This window comes from Nitrosomonas sp. Is35 (genome assembly GCF_033063295.1).
In the GTDB taxonomy this organism is placed as follows: domain Bacteria; phylum Pseudomonadota; class Gammaproteobacteria; order Burkholderiales; family Nitrosomonadaceae; genus Nitrosomonas.
The window spans coordinates 1,965,178-1,985,311 of the sequence record NZ_JAWJZH010000001.1 but is presented as its reverse complement, the minus strand read 5'-3'; the positions used below and the strand labels follow the sequence as shown (position 1 = coordinate 1,985,311).

The window sequence follows — 20,134 nt, the reverse complement described above, 5'->3', positions numbered from 1 at the left end:
TGCTGGAATTGGAGTGATAGTTTACTGCAACTAAAAATGCAGTTGGCAAAGTTAAGCATCTTAAGGGGAAGTCAAATCGGTTCCGCCGCGTGAAAGTGCTTCATCAGTATGATTCTTTCCCTCATATGATCCGGTCAAATGATCGAGAATTTATGCAATGTTGCTGGCGGGTCTCGGTATTATCGGTTTTGCCGGTCGACGATTCAGAAATAGTTAATTTCTCTATCCGGCAAACAAAAACCTCGCTGTTAACGGTAGCGGGGTTTTTTATTGTTTCATATTCCATGCGGTGCCAATATTTATACTGCGTTACGGCTTGAGCTGTTCTTTTGAGGTCTGGCCAGGATTAAACACGAGGTGATTCTGGCAGGGAAGGTACAGCAGGATTCTTGATTGCAAGGTCGCGGAGCAAGAATCATGCGGTCATATTTTTGACCCGCGACTTATCTCTATCGTCTACGGTGACTTAAAGCTTATTTCTTGAGAAATAAGCTTTACTGGTGCGGCGAAGTGTAAGGCTCAGTAATAAAAAACCAACCAGTATCATCTCGACAATTTTCGGTTCAGGTATCGTGCTGGTCATTGAAATCATATCGAGTGAGCCACCGAGACTGTCGCTTCTTCCGACCGCACTGAAAGTCAGTAGCGCCTCACCATCAAAGTTAAATAGCGCCGAATAATTTTGCCAATTATGATCGCTTCCTCCACCGACACCGGTCAAAACAGTGACCGGAGCCGAGCCGTCCAATGTGAACGACAAATCGTTGGTGTCACTAGCGGTACCGGGGCGGGCCGAAAACCAGAAGCTGAGTTGATACAAGCCAGGCGTGCCAATCAATAACTGAGAAATAGAACTGTTTGAATTTGTGTCCAATTCGATAAAATTTGAGCCATCAAAAGCGGATCCGGCGACATTGTTGCGCAGTTCGATATCCGGAGCGCCGCTCCATCCAATCAAAGTTGAATAGAGATTCCATGAGCCATTGTCTTGCAAATCGGCTTCAAAGCTTCCGTTAGTGACAAGATCGACGGCAGCCGAAGCGTATATCGGGGCTACAAGTAGAATGCTCATTACAGATTTATAAAAATTTTTCATTACAATCGTCCCTTAAAATTGAAAAATAGACTGGAAACAACCCGTTGTTTACAACGATGCAATGAGGTAAAAGCTTTAGCGCACCGGATCAAACGGTGCGCTAAAGTAGACTGATATTTTGATTGAGAAGGGTTATGTCCGAAACGGAGGGGCTTAGATTAGTGCGAGTGAGCCGCAACCGTTTGATGCGATGATGCTGTTTTAAGGCAGTTTCAAGTGTGCGAGGATGCGCGCAAAAATTTTGGTAACGGTAATCCGTACCAGCTGTTCACATACAAATATTGCCGGATCGGTGTTTTAATCATCAGCAACAGCAAACCGATGGAATACAAGCACCAGACGGCTGCCCATTCGTTCATGTCATCAGTGGTCATATAGGCTAGCAACGGTCCCGATAGGAAATGGTACACCACCATTTTCCAGGAACCGTACAACAGAGGCAGTACAAAAGCGGTATAGCCGTAAACATTTGCCATGTACACATTGCCGTTGGCGGGAATGGCCCAGGCGATATGCCAAGCACCCGAAGTCGAGCAAATCTCTTTACCGCAGAACGGCATGGTGTATTTCGCGCTGGTGAAAAATGTCATGTTGTAGTCTCTATCGAAGCAGTAAGTCATCCAATCGAATGGATAAATACGCATCATAAAGACAACCGCAGCAGCGGCGCATATGGTGTAAACCGCAGGCGCGATGCGGCGGCGCAAACTGTCCGGAATGAAATGCATCGCGACTGCATTGACAAAAAACGGTTGAAAAGCGATATGCATGTAACCCAGAAACGTGGCAATCTGATTACGCGGATCCGCGCACTGATCGATCACTGTATAGGTATACGCTTGCAACAATTCCATCAACGAAAAATACGCCAGCGCGGCACACAACACGCCAGACTCGCCTTTCCGGTAAAAATAGGCGGTACTGGCAAGACCCGTCACCGCAAGCACAGCAGATGCTTCACCGCTCCAGCACATAGAACCTCTATAAAAATATGAATATGCGCCAGATTGGTTGACAGGCTAACCGGAAGATTTCAGCGGCACGTCAACCGTCTGTTCACTCGATAACCGCTGGCATGGAAGAAACCGGAAAATGGCAGGACAGGGATACAAAGGGCATTGCCGCTGATTGTACACATTTGCCTATAAAATAGACAGCGCATTCTCAACGTCACACATGAGAATTGCTGTGAAAATATTGTTGAAGATGATAGGGAATTGGAACAGATTTCAAATCAAAATTTGGCTGGTAGTGCCGGTGCCAAGGAGGTGATTACCTGGAATCCTGTAACCAACGAAGCGCGCTCCGGCTAGGTGAAGGTGCTGAAAGACTTCGGTTATTTTTTGCTGAAGTTTGACGGCGCTAGCGGCAACAAGGACAAAGAATTGGAAGATCCCAAAGGCTATGGTGAGATTGAGTATGCCTATTGCCGGATGACGTGTGCTGCCGGTATCCATATGAACGAATGCCGTTTGCTGGAAGAAAAAGAACGCCGTCATTTCATGACTAAACGTTTTGATCGTCTCGACGATGGTGACAAATTGCACATGCAATCTTTGGGCGCTCTGGCACATTAAGATGACAATCTGGTGTGCGCCTACAGCTACAAACAAGTGCTGCAGGTGATCAAACGACTGCATTTGCCCATGCGCGACGTGGGGCAGCAATTCAGGAGTATGATGCTCAATGTCGTCGACTGCAACCAGGGCAATCATGTCAAAATCATCGCGTTCCTGGTGGATAAGCAAGTTAACTGGTCATTGGCGCCCGCGTTTGATGTCACCTACAATTATCAACCCAGCCGGACGCTGGACTTATTCGCATCACCTAATACTGAATGGCAATTGGGATGAATTCGATCTGTCTGATTTTGTCGCGGTTGAAAAATTGGCCGGTTTGAAACGCGGGTAAGCCAAAGCGATCCTATATGATGTGCAGCACGTGGTATCCCACAGGCAGCAACTTTGCAGATGCTGCGAGCGTGAGCAATGATCATCGTGACAAAATTCACACTGTGTTACAGCTTGAATCGTTCCTCTGAAATCCAAAGACAACGGAAGCCATGAAATGTTTTCTAGTCTGGTGTATTGCCGATCCTGAATTGCCAGAAGGTTTTTGAGCTTAAAGATGCTTTGGGGGAAAAATATAAATGGTTCCATTCATGATCAATCCATGTATAACTATCAAAACTTGCTGGGTCATCCGATGAGATTGAAGCCGTTCCCCATTGGCAGCCTAATAAATTACTGATGTCATCGGGGGACATCGATGTATTAATGGCATGATAATCCGCTTCTGTAATTAGGTTGCATACGGTAGGCGGATTGCTATTGGGCGTGATTAAATAACTGACTAACTCGTATCGATTGCCATCGTGGAATTTGATGTAAACATCGGATACGGTAGCAACATTGTCTATTATTACATATTGTATGTAAAACAATTTTTTGCTGATATCGTAGGGATAAAAAGCAGTGTAAAGATTACATCCCATTTTATTTTTTTCGACTGATGAGAAACTAACGCTGTTAGATGATTGATCGAATCCGACAGAGAGTGTTTGACAAGACGCATCCAGCCAGGAAAAAGCTGGACCATTTTCCTCATTATTAAACGAAGACCTTTGTTGGCTGTACCAGTGGCATCCTAATAGGGAGTTGGCTTCATCTTTACCTTTGGCAGATTTGATGAGTTCCAATGTTGCACTGGTGAAATTGCCGCTACATACAAAGGGCAGTGCCGATTCGATGCCGCTTTGAATGATGTAAGTTCCATCCGGATTTAATTTTATGACAGCATTCAATAACGATTGAGTGCCATTTATCAAGTGAGGCAGAAATAATTCGCCCGTTGCGGAGTTGAAAGTGCCCGCCTGAGTATTTCCAGTGAAGGATAAACTGGTAATCAAAAGTAGTATCGATAAATTGTGATAAATAGTCGACTGATAAATATAATTCATAAGATTGATTAACCCTAAGTAAGATGTGATAGTTAGCTGATTGAGTGAAGAGTTTGCCAGTTCAAGTCTTTTTGTTGTTCAAAGGCTTTGATTTTAGAGCCCTATACTTCATCTCGCCAATTTAAGTTTGCATGGATGTTTACCACAACGTAGTACTCTCCGCCTTGAGTGCCACTGCCTGATTATCCAAACTGCCTTCGATGGGTGAGTTCCTCCTAAAGACCAAAAGTAGTGCCTCAGATTCAAACAAAAATTCGCGACCAGGGCAAAATTTATCTATAGCGATAGTGGTGATTGGTCGGTTCGTTCATCAAAAAACATTGGATTTCTAAAGGAGCCGCTGGCCAAACGGCATACGGCTTTGTTTTTCGCGAGAAATCACGTGCGTAGATTTTTTCACATCGTCGCTGCGGAGAACAGTAACTGGCCCGGCGTGTCATGGATCGTTTAACCGTCGCCATTGATCCTTCCATTCGGTCAATGACAATTCTTCCGCGAATCGACCGCATAAATAGTCGGGGCGGGTTTTTCCGCCCATTTGATCACACCGGAATCCGAAGTTAAACGCCGGTAAGGCAACGCAGCAGCGTGGTTTTACCGATACCGTTCGGGCCGATGATGGCGACTTTCTCGCCCGCTTCGATGTCCAGGCTCAAGCCATCGATAACGGCTTGTCCATGCCGGGGAAACTTAAAAGGGATATCACTCCGCACCCCGCCAGCACGTTTGCGCTCGTGCTTTAGCGGGTAATGTCATTGCATCTTTACTGCACTTCTATCAAGCAGTAGTTTTGTCCAAGTCTTTTGTTATTTGCACCGTAAACACCGACTCCTATATTTGAAAAAATACCTTTAGGCGCGTCAGCTGGAAATTTCGTGGTCAAATATTCGGTTGTAACACGTTCAAATGGATTGAGTTTCACGGAAATTGGAATCACATAAGGGCCTCTGACATCCAAACTTCCCAAATGAATAATAAGACCACTCTTGGCAATGTTGGTGTCGGCATAACTCACCAAATTTAATTTGATATTTAATGTGCCTCCTGGGGTAATCGTTGTTGGGCATTCGAGTGTAACATCGACTACATCCGCATAAGCGGCTTTCATGGTTGCGACAAACAATACTGCACCCAATGACAGCTTCAAAAAACGATGTTCTCTAATGGCTGAAAACAATTTTTTCTCCTCATTAAAAAGTTATCAATAGAATGACCAAAGTTAACGCTGCATTGTACTGTATTGCCGTATCTGAAAGTTGCTTAGAACCAAATGGATTTTTGGAAAACATGATTAAATAACTCAACCTCGACATCATCCAAAATATCGTTGTATTCGACTGGTGAGGAAATCTGGTGCAATTGGCAGCTACCGTCGTGTAAGAATCGATAAAAATCACCGGATCCGTGATGATGGCCATTCAGTTGATATGCTTCTGGAAAAAACAAGCCATTATGATTATTTGACCAAATTGCCAATGCGGCTGAGATTGTACATTGAGAAGATTTAAAAATTACATTGCGTTCAAATTTCAGGTTCGTTGTATCGGATGTCATCCTTGCATGGCTTGCACTTAATGTCATGACCTGACCATTGACCGGTTTGAAGTTGATTTGGATATCATCAATCAGTATTCGATTTAACCAACAACCTTCCAGGTTTTTATTTGATTTAATTCGTTCCTTTGAGATCCCGGTTGTTTTTTTAAAGCTTTCAAAATCCAATTGCAAGCTGGGCCCATGGATAGGTTGATCCAGCACCATGTTATGCAAATTAAGTTCGTAATAGTTCTTAAAGAGGAATTTCTGACCTTTCCGCGGGCTTTGGATTAAAGAATCGGCCTGCACCTGGTACAAAATAATCGAATCATCGGAATGAACGGAAGAGAATCCTTGGATTGAGAATTTTTGCCCGCATTGGTTTTTGCCGGCGTGATCAATGAATAGCGATTGTTCCTCTGCTTTCTCGATGGTATGCGCCAGGAATAGCATCAATAGACAGAGCGAGATTATCCATGCATGAGATAATTCTTGGATTTTATGACCATATCCAGAATTCCGGCTAAATACATTCAATCGCATCAATTTGATTCTCCAATCCATGTTGACCGGTTGAAGCGAACCTGAACATGCTTGAATGCGCAACGCCTATTTTTAATTTCCCCGTCTTTCTTCCATAAATCTGCACATCGCGAATCCAGCAAAGAGAAATATATAGCAATATCTTAGAGATTACAGGGGCTTCAGCGTCACTCAATCCCTTGCGAACGCAAATAATCCTCGTAATCGCCCTTGAAGTCGTTGATGCCGTCCGGTGTCATTTCCAGAATGCGGGTGGCCAGCGAGGAGACGAATTCGCGGTCGTGGGAGATGAAAATCAGTGTACCGGTATATCGTTCCAGCGCGCTATTGAGCGATTCGATTGATTCCATGTCGAGGTGATTGGTCGGTTCGTCCATCAGCAGCACGTTCGGTTTTTGCAGGATCAGCTTGCCGAACAGCATGCGGCCTTGTTCTCCGCCGGAAATGACTTTCGTGGATTTTTTGGTGTCGTCACCGGAGAACAATAATCGGCCGAGCGTACCGCGAATCGTTTGATCGTCGTCACTGCCTCGCCGCCACTGATCCATCCATTCCATCAATGACAAATCTTCCGCAAAATCGGCCGCATGGTCTTGCGGGAAATAGCCGGGGCGCGCCTTATCGGTCCATTTGATTTCGCCGGAATCCGGCGCGAGATCACCAGCCAGACAACGCAATAGCGTGGTTTTGCCGATGCCGTTCGGGCCGATGATGGCGACTTTCTCACCGGCTTCGATGCTTAGGCTTAAATCCTTAAACAGCGGTTTATCCATGCCAGGAAAGTGCTTGCCGATGGCTTGAAGGGAAACGGCCAGGCGATGCAATTTTTCCTTGTCGTGAAATTCAAAGCGGATGAATGGATACTGGCGGCTGGACGGCTTGACGTCTTCCAGCTTGATTTTTTCAATCTGCCGTGCGCGGCTGGTGGCCTGCCGGGCTTTCGACGCGTTGGCAGAAAAACGGCTGACAAACGACTGTAAGTCGGCGATCTGCGCCTTCTTCTTGGCGTTGTCGGCCAGCATACGCTCGCGCGCCTGGGTCGAAGCGGTCATATAATCGTCGTAGTTACCGGGATAAATGCGCAACTCGCCGTAATCCAGATCGGCCATGTGGGTGCACACGCTGTTCAAAAAATGCCGGTCGTGCGAAATGATGATAATGGTGTTCTTGCTGGCGTTGATGACATCTTCCAGCCAGCGGATGGTATTGATGTCGAGGTTGTTGGTCGGCTCGTCCAGCAGCAGGATGTCGGGATTGGAAAACAACGCCTGCGCCAGCAACACGCGCAATTTGTAACCCGGCGCGATGGCGCTCATCAATCCCTGGTGCTGGGCAGTGGAGATGCCAACGCCGAGCAGCAGTTCCCCGGCGCGCGCTTCTGCCGAATAGCCGTCCAGTTCGGCGAACTCGGACTCCAATTCGGCGGCGCGCATGTAATCGTCCTCAGTCGCCTCCGGGTTGGCGTAAATCGCGTCGCGTTCCTGCTTGATGCGCCATAAATCCGCGTGCCCCATCATCACCGTATCGATCACCAGACAATCTTCAAACGCGAACTGATCCTGCCGCAATTTGCCCACCCGTTCGCCGCTGTCGACCGAGACATTGCCGGAAGTCGGCTCCAGATCGCCGCCGAGAATTTTCATGAACGTCGACTTGCCGCAACCGTTCGCGCCGATCAACCCATAGCGGTTACCCCCGCCGAATTTAACGGAAACGTTCTCAAAAAGCGGCTTGGCGCCGAATTGCATGGTGATATTGGCGGTTGTAATCAAAACGGATACCTACGGATGATAGTTACTAGAAAGGGGCGCACATTCTAAACGTTTTTCAAGGGGATTGCTGGGTTATGGTACGAGTTAATTTAACTCATTGCATGATGCGGCGGTTGGGTGGGTATGTTTCGTAAGCATGGAATTTTGAGGTATGGGTCTAAGATCTTCTGACAAAATATTATGGCGAAGTTTAAAACAGTGATAACCTCATAAAAAGTAAAGAGATAAAATGAATGCTGCGGGATTAACTATTATGCTTGACGTAATAGATCACGCTATTTTGAACGCCTAATTTGTAAGAAATCTCAGGGTTGTTTACAGAGAGGTTGATTGAAATAAGCGTGAAGTATTTCATAAGGGGTAGCATTATTCAAACTCTTATGAGGTTTGACGGTATTGTAGAAGTTAATGAAACGGGAAAGCAGAACGCGCCGATCGGCGCAGTCTTTAAAGGAAATCTGGCTGTGCCACTATCCATCAGGGTGCGGATGACTCGTTCGGCTTTGCCGTTGGTTTGCGGACGATTGATGCGGGTAAACTTCTGTCCGATACCGTGTTGTGTGCAAGCTTTGCCGAAAGCATGGCCGTCAGTTCCTTTAAATTCCTTGCCGTTATCGGAATAAGCGCAGTCGATCTGATACGGACATTGGGCAATGACAGTGTCTATGAGAAAGCGAGCTGCGCTGTGTTGAGTTTTATCGGGAAAAATATCGGCATACAGCTCCCTGGAAAAATCATCGATGGCCACAAACAGGTACTCGCGAGGTTCATTGGCGGATTGCCCTTTCAACAAGGAAAGCCGCTTGGTATCAAAGTGAACAAGCTCACCTGGGTAAGACTTGTTATAGCGTTTGGCTTCACGCTTGAGCCGTTCCTGGATGGCTTGTTCGACCTTAGCCAGGCGCTTAAGACCGTATTGCAACGTCTTGAACCGCTGATTGGTGCTGTCACGCGGCGTAAATTCCTGCAGTCTCGCGCGTTTCAGTACATCATAAATCGTTGGCCGGCTGACATGAAAGCGTTCCGCCAAATGCGCCACCTTCCACAGCCGGGTTTGATAAAGCCGCCAGATTTCCTGACGATCTAATAAAGTTAATCGGGTGCGTTTGTGTATGTTCATCTACAGTATTCTCCCAAATACTGTAAACAACGCTAGTAATTCTTACACCTAATTTTAGTTAGATTTCAATGTAGTGGAATCCTAAAATCCTTAGCAAGCTCCTGGCTCCCGACATCACTAAATATATCTCCACGGACATACCTGATTTGTCGCAACGCTTTTCGGAGCCTCCGCATGGGATTAGCAATCACTTCCTGAACAACGTGTTCCGAGGTCACTTCAAGGACTGCTGGCGACAAGTGGTTTTGGCATACATCAGGCGAGCTCAAAATGCTTTATTCGTCCCATAAAGCTGAATGAATTCGCAAGTGAAGAATGGGGAATTGTAATAACTTAAAATGCTGTGTGATAACTCATAAGATTTACACAGAAAAGTATACACATATGCTTTATTATTCATGGTTTTTAGTTTGACACTTAATGCGGATCCTGCTACTTTCTCCCTAAGCATTTGCGGGGTTTATTTTTCCGGTACATACGGCAGGACGCACCATGAAATCATCCAAAATAGCGCAGCTCGAACATTACCAGCACCCCACTGCAAAATCACTTCGCACTATTTCAAAGCCTCCGGAAGCCCGGTTTATAAACAATCGTCCGGAAAGCATCGCTCAGCGCAAATTGGCGGATTCGATCAAACATAGTCCGAGGCAGCTTGCTCAGAGTAAGACGGCAAACTTGATCAAGAACAGTTCGAAACAACTTGCCCAACGTAAGATCCTGGAAGCCATGCAAGGCAGCGCTATTCTCTCGGCTCAGCGCCGGCAACCAACGATGCAAATGAAAGATGGAGTGTTTGCCAATGACGACCGGGGATCGGAGCAGGAAGCCGATAAGACGGGAGAAAATGCGGTGCAAATGAGGCGTGATACTTCTCGTAAACAACCGGAACCACACGGCGTAATTCAGCGTGCCAAATATTCCATTGAGAAGCGGGTTTCGTTGACGACCGCGGCGAAGCCATGGAAAGAAAAAGACGGTCAATCGGCGAAGAAACGCGCGGTTGGGGCAATGCTGGCGACGCTTCGCGAAGAGTATCCCTTACCTTCCAGTTACAAAAAAACCCAAGATAATAATACCGATGACAATTTCCGGGGAAAAGATTTCTTGGAACGTAAGGCGGAGATTCTTAAAAGATTCGAAGATGTAGATGAGAGCGCGACCGATGTGATCAGCACGCGAGCCAGCATTGAAGGGGACAAGGAAGCCGGTAAGCGAAGAAGCACTTCGCAAGCGGCCGATGTCAGCCGCATCGCTCCTGGTTTTAAATGGATTGGAGCGCATTTGATCAAACGGGAGTGGGGCGGCGCCGACAATATGTGGAACGTAGTGGCCTGGCCCCAGGAAGCCGAAGACAAATGGGCCGATCAATTTGAGAAATCCGTCGATACGGATGGACTATACGGCCGCGATCCCGGGACTGTCGGCATTGCCGTCACTAAAGAAGACGATACCATCGATAAAGACTTTATCGACGAGGTTGAAAAATATTCCCTCGAAATCGGCCTCAACAATTCAGTTACAGCGGAAACTGCGAAACAGACAGGTAAATTTAAAGAAACCGTGGCGAAAAAACGCAATTACCTGAATCGCGCAATGGAAAGCATACCGGTCAATGCCGCAGGAACCAATAAGCTGGGAACTACAACATTGTCCACCAGTGAAACACGCTACGATGAAGCGAAAGAAAGTGCCAAGGCTGAATTCGCGGATACCGTGACGGATGCGCTGGCCGATACATCCGAAATAACAAGGCACACGAAAGATAAAACACCCATACCAAAAACGATGGAAGAAGCCGAGAAGGTAGAAAGCGGAAAGAGGCTTAAGGAAAGGCAAAAAGATTGGAAGGAAGAAAAACAAAACTACAGAGCCGACAAATATGAGTTCACCAATACCTTGTTTCCGGATGGTTGATAATCAACGAGAAAAATATGGTTAACAATCGGGCGGCGAGTAACCTGCTGCGATGACCAATTAATCGCATTGAATTTGCGATTCTCCACGATTTGCCAAAGCGTGCTTAAGGAAATCCTAAACAAGTGTCATTTCGAGTCAGATCTGGAATCTATTGCATTGATTATTTAAGATTTTTCACTGCATCCGGCATGACAAATGCAAGTTATCCAGAGCTTCCCTGATCATTCACCTAAAATACCCCCAGAATCTTCATGAACGTCGGCTTGCCGCAACCGTTCGCGCCGATCAACCCATAGCGGTTACCCTCGCCGAATTTGACGGAAACATTTTCAAACAGCGGCTTGGCGGCGAATTGCATGGTGATATTGGCGGTTGTAATCAAAACAGGTACCTGCGGATGATGGTTACTAGAAAGGGGCGTGCATTCTAAATGTTTTTCAAGGGGATTGCTGGGGTATGGAGGGTGTAAAAATCAATTGCATGAAACTGAGATTGGAAGTTATGCTTCGCAAGAATAGAATTCTTGGTTATGGATCTAATGACCTCATTGTTATGAAACCTAAATCAATGGTAATTTCATAAGAAATGGGGAGATAAAATGAGTTTTGTGAATTTGGATATTTCTTCTGACGTAATCTATTGCGTCGTTTCGGATTTTTAATTGTAATTGGGTCTCGGCACGAGTATCGTTATTCGATGAACTATACATCATCACATAAAAAGCTGATCCACAGCTTTCCTCGTCCTAGGTCCGACGAAAATGAAGATGCCACCCTAGAGCGGGCGTTCGGCATCCTCGCGTTGATCCGGGATATAGGTCTTGTTTTGGCACCTGAAATCCTTGAATGGAACCTACAGGAACTAGGGCCTGTTAACGCTATTTGATATAATTTGGTGATGGAAATCACCGAAACTCAATATCAACAGATCGAGCACTGCCTGCCGCGTCAGCGTGGCAACGTCAGCCATTCCAATCTGCAAGTTCTCAATGCCATTCTTTACGTTGCCGAGCATGGCTGCAAGTGGCGAGGACTGCCCAAGCGATTCGGCAACTGGCATACCATCTATACCCGCATGAATCGCTGGGCAAAGAGTGGTGTACTGAGCCATGTATTTGGGCAACTTCAGCATCAGCAAATCATCCGTATCCGTATTGAAACTGTTTCGCTGGACAGCACCAGCATCAAAGTCCATCCCGACGGTACGGGTGCGTTAAAAAAAACGGCCCCCAATCCATCGGAAAATCTCGAGGTGGATGGACCACCAAAATTCATCTGGTTGCCGCAGATTCCAGAACAACCATAGGCTTTGCCCTCTCGCCCGGTCACGCCCACGATGCGCCAGAGGGCAGGCAGCTTTTGCTTTCCCTCGGTCCCGTCAATACGCCCACCTACCTGCTGATGGATCGTGCTTATGAGGGCGACCAAACCCGGCAACTGGCACTAGATTTGGGTTACATCCCGGTTGTTCCGCCCAAAGCAAATCGCTTGTCACCCTGGGAATACAACCGTGCCATGTACAAAAAACGCAACGAGATCGAACGATTGTTCAGAAGGCTCAAGGGATTTCGCCGCATCTTCTCCAGGTTCGATAAGCTCGATGTCGTCTTCATCTCCTTTATCCACTTCGCTCTCATCGTCGAAGCAATCAGATTGTGTTAACAGGCCCTAGTACCGGGCCAGAAACCACTCTTTACTCTCCAGCGCAGATTGTGCCTAACAGAGCTCTCTGTTGAAGATCTTCCAAATCACAGCAAGGTCTTTGGACCACTCGCGCTCTCTTTTGACAACGCAAAACTCCGGGATAATGGAGCTATGCCCGTCATTTACATACCGCAAGGCCTTTCTACGCCCCTTAGCTTGATTGGCACATTCTGTGTAAACGGTACTTATCACACCAAGTACGTGCTCGGGCAACTCCAACAGCTAAAGAACCTTAGCAATCCACAGAGTGCGGCTCAGGTGCTTGGTTCGCCTGTAGCTCCAAACTACACGCTGGATTTACAGAACACCGATGCGGCAGGGCAGGTTGCTGCCACATATGCGGTTCCGGCTACTCACGTGCAAAATGTGCTTCAACATGTCGGGTTTAACAATATTCCTTTCGACCATAGCATCGGTGTTCTTGGCGTCTTTCTGAACATGTTCTGCCCAACAGACAATCTGCATCTCGGTGAGCTACTCGGTTACTATCGTCAGAGGGAATGGCGTCTGATTGCAGGCGATATACGCATCAACAGTCGACCGATGGGTCGCGAGCTATCAGATGCAGAAAAACAACGTCTGGCTACTGTTGATTCTATCTTCTGGAATCGACAACTTGATGTAGATGGTAAATCCGTTCCACGAAAAGACTTGGCCTTTATCTATGATCCAGTGCCTGGGTGGAATCCATTCGATCTCATAGAATCGATCCATGCCCCGTCGAGTGCGCTTACACGCATTAAGCAGATTGTTGGTAACAAAGTACCAGTCCACAAGGTTTAGGGTAACGCACCCAACCCGCGTAAGGCGTAAGCTGAAAGTATTCCGCCGGATGAAAGTGTTTCATCCGCATGATTCCACCGAGTGAGCGTGATGGTAGCATTGCATGATAGGTTGACGCCGGTTTTGATTTGACGGATCACCCTTCGGTCATCGCGTCCTGCGAAACTTCATTTCGTCTGCCGAATCAATCGGCGTTTTTCTAAACGAAAAAGGAGCTATGACATGACCAAAATTGCAAAGAACACGATCTGCCTCTGGTACGACAACGACGCCGAAGGTGCGGCGCGATTTTACGCCGGAACCTTCCCCGATTCGTCAGTCGGCGCGGTGCATCGGGCACCCGGGGATTATCCATCGGGCAAGGAAGGGGATGTATTGACTGTCGAGTTTACCGTCATGGGCATCCCGTGCCTCGGACTCAACGGCGGGCCTGCGTTCACACACAACGAGGCCTTTTCGTTTCAGGTTGCGACCGAGGATCAAAGTGAAACGGATCGCTATTGGAATGCAATCGTTGGCAACGGCGGTCAGGAGAGCGATTGCGGCTGGTGCAAGGACAGGTGGGGTATCTCCTGGCAGATTACGCCGGTTGCCCTGACGAAAGCATTCACCAGCCCGGATCGCATAGCTGCCAAACGAGCATTCGATGCGATGATGACGATGAGGAAAATCGACATTGCCGCAATCGAAGCGGCATTCCGCGGTTGAGACGCGAGCGGTCTGGCAATTCAATTAAGCCGCGTAAGACGGAAGCTGAAAGCATTCCGCCGAATTTCAAAATATAAGCGTAGTATTTACCCCCATGAAAATCCCAAAAAGAATTGAACCCCTGATCCAGGATGGCTTTATCGATGAAGTGATCCGTCAATTAATGAGCGGCAAGGAAGCGTCGGTTTATGTGGTTCGCTGTGGAGAAGAAATACGTTGCGCGAAAGTGTACAAAGAAGCCAACAAACGTAGTTTTCGCCAAAGCATGGACTACACCGAAGGCCGTAAGGTAAAAAACAGCCGTCGTGCGCGTGCCATGGAGAAAGGAACCCGCTACGGACGCAAAGCACAGGAAGAATCCTGGCAAAGCGCCGAGGTGGATGCCCTGTACCGGCTTGCTGCTGCCGGGGTGCGTGTGCCCAAGCCGCATCATTTTCACGAGGGCGTATTGCTGATGGATCTGGTGACTGACAGCAACGGCAACGCAGCCCCGCGGCTCAGCGAACTGGTGCTGACTGCCGAGTTAGCGCGTGAATATCACCGCGCGCTAATAATGCAGGTGGTTCGCATGCTTTGTGCAGGGATTATCCACGGCGATCTGTCCGAATATAACGTGCTGGTCGACAGCAACGGGCCTGTGATCATCGATTTGCCGCAAGCGATCGACGCGGCCGCCAATAACCAAGCGTGCAAAATGCTGCTGCGCGATGTCGAGAACCTGGCGATTTATTTCGGCCAATCTGCGCCTGAATTGCTCACGACGAGTTATGGCATGGAGATATGGTCACTCTACCAAAGCGGACAACTCCATCCGGACAGCGTTTTGACCGGGCACTTCGAATGTATTGAAAAACCAATCGACCTGCAAAGCGTTCTGCGTGAAATTGATGACACGCTGAAGGAAGAAGAAGCAAGGAATCTGTATCGGGCATTACATCCCCATTAGTGATGCGCAGATTTGGATTCGCTGTAGGGGGCAATTCCCGCTTTCCTGCATGCCGGTCTCGATAAAATCGCATCCAAATACCGCACCACATGGCGATAGGGCGAGAAATCAAATTCGCCGCCCAGCGCATAAGACAAAACACCCGTCATATGGATATCCGCGACGGTAAATTTGCCGGCCACCAAAAAATCTTTACCGGCGAGATAGTTGTTCAAGACTTCAAGCGGTTTCACCAGTTTCTTTTCCGCCGCCTGGATGATGTCCGGGTTTCTAATTTTCACATCGAAAACCTTCCGGTGCAGAATCAGATCCACACAGGCAGTTTCCATTTGAGTGACCGCAAAAAGACTCCATTTGTAGATTTGCGCTTCGTCTTCCAGCCGGTCCGCCCACAGCTTCCCAGCGCCGTATTTTCTCGACAGATAAAAATTGATCGCCATCGCCTCGGTCAGCACCAGATCGCCATCGACCAGCGTGGGCACCTGCGCCAGCGGGTTCAGCTTTAAATACTCGGGCGCATTCTTCTCTTTCTCAAATGGGTTGATCCGGACATGCTGGAAATCCAGACCAAGCTCCGCCAGCGTGAACAATACATATTTCGCGCGCGACCATTCAATGCCATATAGAGTAATCATGTTTTCACCTTATTGCATAACGGAAGCATTATTGCATTTTAGCGGGGTTGATATGATGAGTGCTGATCCACAGATTCGGCGATCCATTGCACGGGACGGCGGTTGGAGGGTATGCTTCGCTGGTATGGAATTCAGGAATAGAGATCTAATACCTTCTGGCAATATCTTGCGATGAAACCTAAAAATGTAACAATTCTATGAAAAATAGGGAGATAGAATGATTTCTGTAGGATTATCGATTACGTTTGACGTAACATATCACGTCATTTCGAACATCTAACTTCATTTTAGCTCCATCGTGCCACGTAAGAAATTACAGACAGAAGTGATAGAAGGATTTCAAGCAGTGCATGGCGACAGCTGCGATTACTCCAATGTCTACTACACGAACAGTACAGCGAAAGTTGAGGTGGTCTGCCTGAAACATGGTCCGTTCCTCATTCTGCCTGGACACCACATCAACGGAGTTGGCTGTAAGGAGTGTTTCTTTGAGTCACAAAAGGTAACGAAAGAAGATTTTGTTTCTAGATCCAGAACGCATTTTGGAGATCGGTACGATTATAGTCTTTTCCATGAATTGCCGCCCTTTGGGGAGAAGGTTAAAATTCGATGTGTTGCACACGATTTAGTTTTTTTACAGGAGCCTCGTAATCATCAACGTGGCCACGTTGGGTGTCCCAAATGCAAATCCCTCAAGCATGCACTGGGACTAGGTCATCTAAAGCCCGAGCATAATGAATCTCGTTTGCTTGATAGTTTTCGCGAGCGAGTTCAGATCGTTCACGGTGGAAAGTATGGCTACGACCAATTTGAGTATGTAAATACCACAACAAAGGGAATCATTCATTGTCCTGAACACGGAATATTCCATCAAAGTCCAAACAACCACCTGCGAGGTAGCGGGTGCCCCAAATGCGCCACGAATTTGTGCAAGATCGGAACGTTCAAACAAAAATGCGAAGAATTGGGAATCGATTACTGGAGAGCTCTCAAGCGACGCCAAGCAGGAATGAGCGAGGATAGAATTCTCAGCGAAGGATACGTGAGGGCTTCACGAAAGGTCAGAAGTGTGACGGTGCACGGAGATATTTATCCCAACCTGGAAGAGGCGATTCGGGCTCTTAGTCCTCCAGCAAGTTCAACGACTATTGCGCGATGGATTGAGTCCGGCGTTTCGGCAGAGAAGGCTTTTTCCCGAGTACCCAATCCAGGCTACGGTGAGGGAATCATTTATATCGTAACTCACCAGGGCACTGGTAAAAAGTACGTTGGCATCACGGTTCAATCGCTGGATCGACGATGGGAGTATCACCTGGACCAAGCGAGAGCTGGGCATATCAAAAATAAGCAATCGCTTCACGCAGCAATACGGAAATATGGCGAATCTGAATTCACCATTGAGCAAATCGACACGGGAAGCAGCAAAGGAAGTCTTGAAGCCAAAGAAAGAAGGTGGATCCAAAAATTGGGCACTATGGTGCCCGCTGGTTTCAATATTTCTACAGGCGGAACAAGCGGGGGCTCTAACTCTCGTTCAATAGAGGTGGATGGCATTACCTTTCCAAGCATAAAGGCAGCGGTGGCATACGTAGCAGAAACGCGTGAAATTAGCCTTTACGCCGCAGCAGCGCGCATCCGAAAAGGCAGAGTAAACGTCAAACAACCAGCCAAGCCAGGCGAGAGCTTGGTGAAAACACCAGCTTATAAAGTCTGGAGCAGGCTGGTGCATGGTGTTATCAACCCAAAGTCTAGTGAATACATTGTAGGCATCGAGCTTTTTAATGCATGGAGAGACTTCGATCAGTTTCTGGCCGACAACGGGCAGCCGCCAGCTAAAGGAATGGCCTTCGCTCGAGTGGACAAGACAGGAGGCTATTTTCCAGGGAACTGTGAATGGATGACTAAGAGTAAAGCCAGCAAGATAAATGCTGCACATATGAAAAAGATTGGCTTGTTGGTTGGAGGAAGGGGAAAAGTCTCGTGATTGCTATCTTGCTGATGGGGTCCAACAAATCGCTGTAGGTGACGTTTGACTCACCACCCATTTTTGCTATCGTAAGAACCCGCGTAAGGCGGAAGCTGAAAGCGTTCCGCCCGCATGATTTGACGAATCACCCTCCGAGCATCCGTCCTACAAGCTGAAAACAAACCGTCAAAACAATAAATTCATCGCAGCCTTCACCGGTTCGGATTCCGGCTTAACCTGTAACTGATTTGATACTCCGCACCTTCCGCTTCGATGATGAGCGACGATTCGCGGTTGTTTTCGCCTTTTTTCAATGCGGGAATCGTGGTGGTGAAGGGGCCGTCGTCGTCTTCGCCGCTATCCAGTTCGAACACGGTGATGTTGAGCCGGTTGTCAAAAGCGGTGTTTTTCGGGTAATAAGAATTGAGCATCCGCCGTTCATCGTCGTCAAAATCTTCGTCGGTGAAGTCGAGGAAGTTGGTGGTCATATCGTCGGCGGTCATAGTGAGGTGGATTTCATCCGCGCCCAGGCCGCTTTGGTCTTCGATGCTATAGATTTCCAGGTAATTCAGGTAGGAAATACTGTAGCGGTAGCCTGCAAGGAATTCATAATCTGTGGTCTGGCTGCGTTCCAGCAGCATATATACATCCTTGATGTCGGTGGCGCGGTCGTAGCCGATCAAGGTGAGTTTGTCTTCATTGGAGACTTGCTCAAACGGCGCGGGGGCGGCGATGCCTTCGAACAGGCTGAGGCGGATTTTCCGGGCAAAATCGTTTTGGATGTAAAACTGCACCGGATAAGGATTACCGCTCAATAATTGCTCCGCTAGCGGCGCGCGGAACCAGCATTCGTCGTTTGCGCCATTTTTCTGGCCCACCGGCAAGCGCGGGTCTTTGGGAATATCGTTTGGTTGCAGGCCGATGGCGAGGAAACGGTTTTCGCCGGTGTGCTTGATGAAGGAAAAAGCGATGTTGCCGGTGAATTGATCGTCTCTCTCGGCAGCTTTCAGGCGGATGAACATCGGCCGGTGCACGTCGACCTGATCACCCGTTTCGCCAAGCTGGAATTCGTGTTGCAAACTGTTCAGCCAGTTGTGGTCGGGTACTAATTCAGTCCATTTGACTTGATTGAACGGATCAATTTTGGTGGACATAGCGTTGTCGTAATAAAAAGCGGCTTCCAGATTGGGTGAGTAAGTGAACGTGTAGGTGCCTGGTTCGTGGATATAAATCCACTGAAACACACCGGGAGAGGGAATCTTCAGGTCGTTGGCGATGTTGACTTTGACCAATGAATCCGGCGCTTGAAAATGCACAAAATCGCTCTGGATTTTGGCTTGGTTCGGCGTGTTGTACGGAAACTGCCAATGCACCTGCGCCAAAATGCCGCGATGGTCGCTTTGGATTCTTTCGAATGCCATATCCAGATCGGAAAAATTGGACGGCAAAATCCGCATGTGCTGCGCGACCAGCCGGCGCGGCGTTTCGCCTATCTCATTGGTGCGTTGCTTCGGAAAGCAGATGTAATCCAGCCGCTCTTTCAATCCCGCCGGTAAATGCTCGCCTTCCTTCAGATTGGTGTTGGTCAAACCGGGGTCCGCTTCCATGAAAGCGCCGGGCGGGGCCATGAGCGTGCGCCAGCCGTCGATCAGCTGCCCGGTGAAAATCAGCTGGTTTTGCCTGAAGGGGATGCCTTGCGAAGCATTGTTGTACGGCCCGCCGTTGTTGATGAATACATTGGTCCATTCGCCGTGGCCCTCGGTGGAATAGGGCGGCGTATCGCCACGGATGTTCAAATCGCCCAGCACGATGACTTTGTCCCAATTGCCGTTGTCTTCCGGTGCGCCGATGAGGTCGATCAACGCGCCTTCGATGACTTTCAGTTGGCGCAGGCGGATGGTGTGATGTTCGCCGACTTCTTCGTAAAACGCCTGCAAATGTGTCAAAGCAATGGTCACGACTTCAAAGTGTAATCCCGTACTGATCTGCACGATGGCCACGCCTTTTTCCGCCAAGCCGTCATCACCGGCGCTCATCGGGTAAAAAAGACCGCTTTGATAGGGATAAAACCGGCTGCGGTTATTGGAGAAATTGTTGTCCGACGGCGGCAATTCGCGCAACTCGAATTTGCTGAATATTGCCAGTCCACCGTCGTCCAGATCGCCGCTGCCGCCGTTGAACGACACGATGTAATGCGGATAGAGAGGCTTCAGTCCATTTTCCAGAATCTCTTTTGCATCTTCATTGTCCGCTTCATTGAACACCACCACATCGGGATGCTCGTCAAAAGCAAAATTGCCGGGATCGAGCGCTTTTACCACCGCTTCAGCGCGCCATTTGGCGTCACTATGAGGGCCTGCGGGCCAAGCTTGCGCTTGGATGTTCATGGTCAGGATTCTGATATTTCTCATGATAGGTTAGCTCTTAACGGTGAATAATGAATCATG

The 20,134-nt window shown here is 48.0% G+C and carries 17 protein-coding genes and 2 pseudogenes; 7 read left to right on the top strand and 12 right to left on the bottom strand.

The window, feature by feature from the left end; genetic code table 11:
* Positions 1–466: 466 nt before the first annotated feature.
* Together R2083_RS09360 and R2083_RS09355 are read right to left on the bottom strand one after the other, a co-directional pair.
* Entirely contained in the window at positions 467–1,072 is a 606-nt protein-coding gene (locus R2083_RS09360; protein ID WP_317538296.1) for a pyruvate-binding protein, read from the bottom strand.
* A gap of 236 nt (positions 1,073–1,308) precedes the next feature.
* Positions 1,309–2,070, bottom strand: coding sequence for a DUF5765 domain-containing protein (locus tag R2083_RS09355; protein ID WP_317538295.1), 762 nt, complete (start codon positions 2,068–2,070; stop codon positions 1,309–1,311).
* 339 nt (positions 2,071–2,409) lie between these two features.
* Between R2083_RS09355 and R2083_RS09350 the strand changes: the two are divergent.
* Positions 2,410–2,949 (top strand): annotated as a pseudogene (locus R2083_RS09350) (type II toxin-antitoxin system HipA family toxin).
* Positions 2,950–3,170: 221 nt separating this feature from the next.
* Here the strand turns inward: R2083_RS09350 and R2083_RS09345 are convergent.
* The 7 genes from R2083_RS09345 to R2083_RS09320 all read right to left on the bottom strand — a co-directional run bounded on the left by R2083_RS09345 (position 3,171) and on the right by R2083_RS09320 (position 9,026).
* Positions 3,171–4,055: a hypothetical protein gene (locus tag R2083_RS09345; RefSeq protein ID WP_317530457.1), complete on the bottom strand. Its 885-nt coding sequence runs from the start codon at positions 4,053–4,055 to the stop codon at positions 3,171–3,173.
* A gap of 560 nt (positions 4,056–4,615) precedes the next feature.
* Positions 4,616–4,768, bottom strand: coding sequence for an ATP-binding cassette domain-containing protein (locus tag R2083_RS09340; protein ID WP_317538294.1), 153 nt, complete (start codon positions 4,766–4,768; stop codon positions 4,616–4,618).
* Between the two features lie 50 nt (positions 4,769–4,818).
* Entirely contained in the window at positions 4,819–5,232 is a 414-nt protein-coding gene (locus tag R2083_RS09335; protein WP_317538293.1) for a hypothetical protein, read from the bottom strand.
* Positions 5,233–5,315: 83 nt separating this feature from the next.
* Positions 5,316–6,197, bottom strand: a complete 882-nt coding sequence (locus tag R2083_RS09330) for a hypothetical protein (RefSeq protein WP_317538292.1) — start codon at positions 6,195–6,197, stop codon at positions 5,316–5,318.
* Positions 6,198–6,301: 104 nt separating this feature from the next.
* Positions 6,302–7,906 (bottom strand): ABC-F family ATPase, encoded by a 1,605-nt coding sequence (locus tag R2083_RS09325; RefSeq protein ID WP_317530461.1) that lies wholly within the window; start codon positions 7,904–7,906, stop codon positions 6,302–6,304.
* Positions 7,907–8,211: 305 nt separating this feature from the next.
* Positions 8,212–8,331 carry a hypothetical protein gene (locus R2083_RS15410; RefSeq protein WP_411172537.1) on the bottom strand — a complete coding sequence of 40 codons (120 nt, stop codon included), beginning with the start codon at positions 8,329–8,331 and terminating at the stop codon, positions 8,212–8,214.
* Positions 8,277–9,026: a DDE-type integrase/transposase/recombinase gene (locus tag R2083_RS09320; protein ID WP_317537419.1), complete on the bottom strand. Its 750-nt coding sequence runs from the start codon at positions 9,024–9,026 to the stop codon at positions 8,277–8,279. Before R2083_RS09320 ends, R2083_RS15410 begins: the two co-directional genes overlap by 55 nt.
* Positions 9,027–9,518: 492 nt before the next feature.
* Between R2083_RS09320 and R2083_RS09315 the strand changes: the two genes are divergently transcribed.
* Positions 9,519–10,943, top strand: a complete 1,425-nt coding sequence (locus R2083_RS09315) for a hypothetical protein (protein ID WP_317538291.1) — start codon at positions 9,519–9,521, stop codon at positions 10,941–10,943.
* A 244-nt stretch (positions 10,944–11,187) separates the two neighbouring features.
* Here the strand turns inward: R2083_RS09315 and R2083_RS09310 are convergent.
* Positions 11,188–11,328 (bottom strand): annotated as a pseudogene (locus R2083_RS09310) (ATP-binding cassette domain-containing protein); the annotation flags it as partial.
* Between the two features lie 515 nt (positions 11,329–11,843).
* Here R2083_RS09310 and R2083_RS09305 point away from each other — a divergent pair.
* The 4 genes from R2083_RS09305 (at position 11,844) to R2083_RS09290 (ending at position 15,086) form a co-directional block, all read left to right on the top strand.
* Positions 11,844–12,607, top strand: a protein-coding gene (locus R2083_RS09305; RefSeq protein ID WP_317529838.1) for an IS5 family transposase whose coding sequence is annotated in 2 segments (ribosomal slippage) — positions 11,844–12,159 and positions 12,159–12,607 — 765 coding nt in all. Because the reading frame shifts where the segments join, the coding sequence is not laid out codon by codon here.
* 153 nt (positions 12,608–12,760) lie between these two features.
* Positions 12,761–13,432, top strand: coding sequence for a hypothetical protein (locus R2083_RS09300; RefSeq protein ID WP_317538290.1), 672 nt, complete (start codon positions 12,761–12,763; stop codon positions 13,430–13,432).
* 222 nt (positions 13,433–13,654) lie between these two features.
* Entirely contained in the window at positions 13,655–14,140 is a 486-nt protein-coding gene (locus R2083_RS09295; RefSeq protein ID WP_317538289.1) for a VOC family protein, read from the top strand.
* A 94-nt stretch (positions 14,141–14,234) separates the two neighbouring features.
* Positions 14,235–15,086: a PA4780 family RIO1-like protein kinase gene (locus R2083_RS09290; protein ID WP_317538288.1), complete on the top strand. Its 852-nt coding sequence runs from the start codon at positions 14,235–14,237 to the stop codon at positions 15,084–15,086.
* Here R2083_RS09290 and R2083_RS09285 read toward each other — a convergent pair.
* The gene (locus R2083_RS09285) at positions 15,083–15,721 is read right to left on the bottom strand and encodes a glutathione S-transferase family protein (RefSeq protein WP_317538287.1); all 639 of its coding nucleotides are present in this window, start codon (positions 15,719–15,721) and stop codon (positions 15,083–15,085) included. The genes R2083_RS09290 and R2083_RS09285 overlap by 4 nt on opposite strands.
* A gap of 298 nt (positions 15,722–16,019) precedes the next feature.
* Between R2083_RS09285 and R2083_RS09280 the strand changes: the two genes are divergently transcribed.
* A complete protein-coding gene (locus tag R2083_RS09280; protein ID WP_317538286.1) occupies positions 16,020–17,705 on the top strand; it encodes a GIY-YIG nuclease family protein in 1,686 nt (561 codons plus the stop codon).
* 194 nt (positions 17,706–17,899) lie between these two features.
* Here the strand turns inward: R2083_RS09280 and R2083_RS09275 are convergent, their stop codons facing one another.
* Positions 17,900–20,098 (bottom strand): endonuclease/exonuclease/phosphatase family protein, encoded by a 2,199-nt coding sequence (locus tag R2083_RS09275; protein ID WP_317538285.1) that lies wholly within the window; start codon positions 20,096–20,098, stop codon positions 17,900–17,902.
* Between the last annotated feature and the right edge of the window lie 36 nt (positions 20,099–20,134).

Excerpts from the sequence above, each read along its gene's own strand:
- R2083_RS09345 (WP_317530457.1), bottom strand. The coding sequence starts at position 4,055 with ATGAATTATATTTATCAGTCGACTATTTATCACAATTTATCGATACTA.
- R2083_RS09290 (WP_317538288.1), top strand. The coding sequence starts at position 14,235 with ATGAAAATCCCAAAAAGAATTGAACCCCTGATCCAGGATGGCTTTATC.
- R2083_RS09315 (WP_317538291.1), top strand. The coding sequence starts at position 9,519 with ATGAAATCATCCAAAATAGCGCAGCTCGAACATTACCAGCACCCCACT.
- R2083_RS09275 (WP_317538285.1), bottom strand. The coding sequence starts at position 20,098 with ATGAGAAATATCAGAATCCTGACCATGAACATCCAAGCGCAAGCTTGG.
- R2083_RS09360 (WP_317538296.1), bottom strand. The coding sequence starts at position 1,072 with ATGAGCATTCTACTTGTAGCCCCGATATACGCTTCGGCTGCCGTCGAT.
- R2083_RS09295 (WP_317538289.1), top strand. The coding sequence starts at position 13,655 with ATGACCAAAATTGCAAAGAACACGATCTGCCTCTGGTACGACAACGAC.
- R2083_RS09300 (WP_317538290.1), top strand. The coding sequence starts at position 12,761 with ATGCCCGTCATTTACATACCGCAAGGCCTTTCTACGCCCCTTAGCTTG.
- R2083_RS09285 (WP_317538287.1), bottom strand. The coding sequence starts at position 15,721 with ATGATTACTCTATATGGCATTGAATGGTCGCGCGCGAAATATGTATTG.
- R2083_RS09320 (WP_317537419.1), bottom strand. The coding sequence starts at position 9,026 with ATGAACATACACAAACGCACCCGATTAACTTTATTAGATCGTCAGGAA.
- R2083_RS09355 (WP_317538295.1), bottom strand. The coding sequence starts at position 2,070 with ATGTGCTGGAGCGGTGAAGCATCTGCTGTGCTTGCGGTGACGGGTCTT.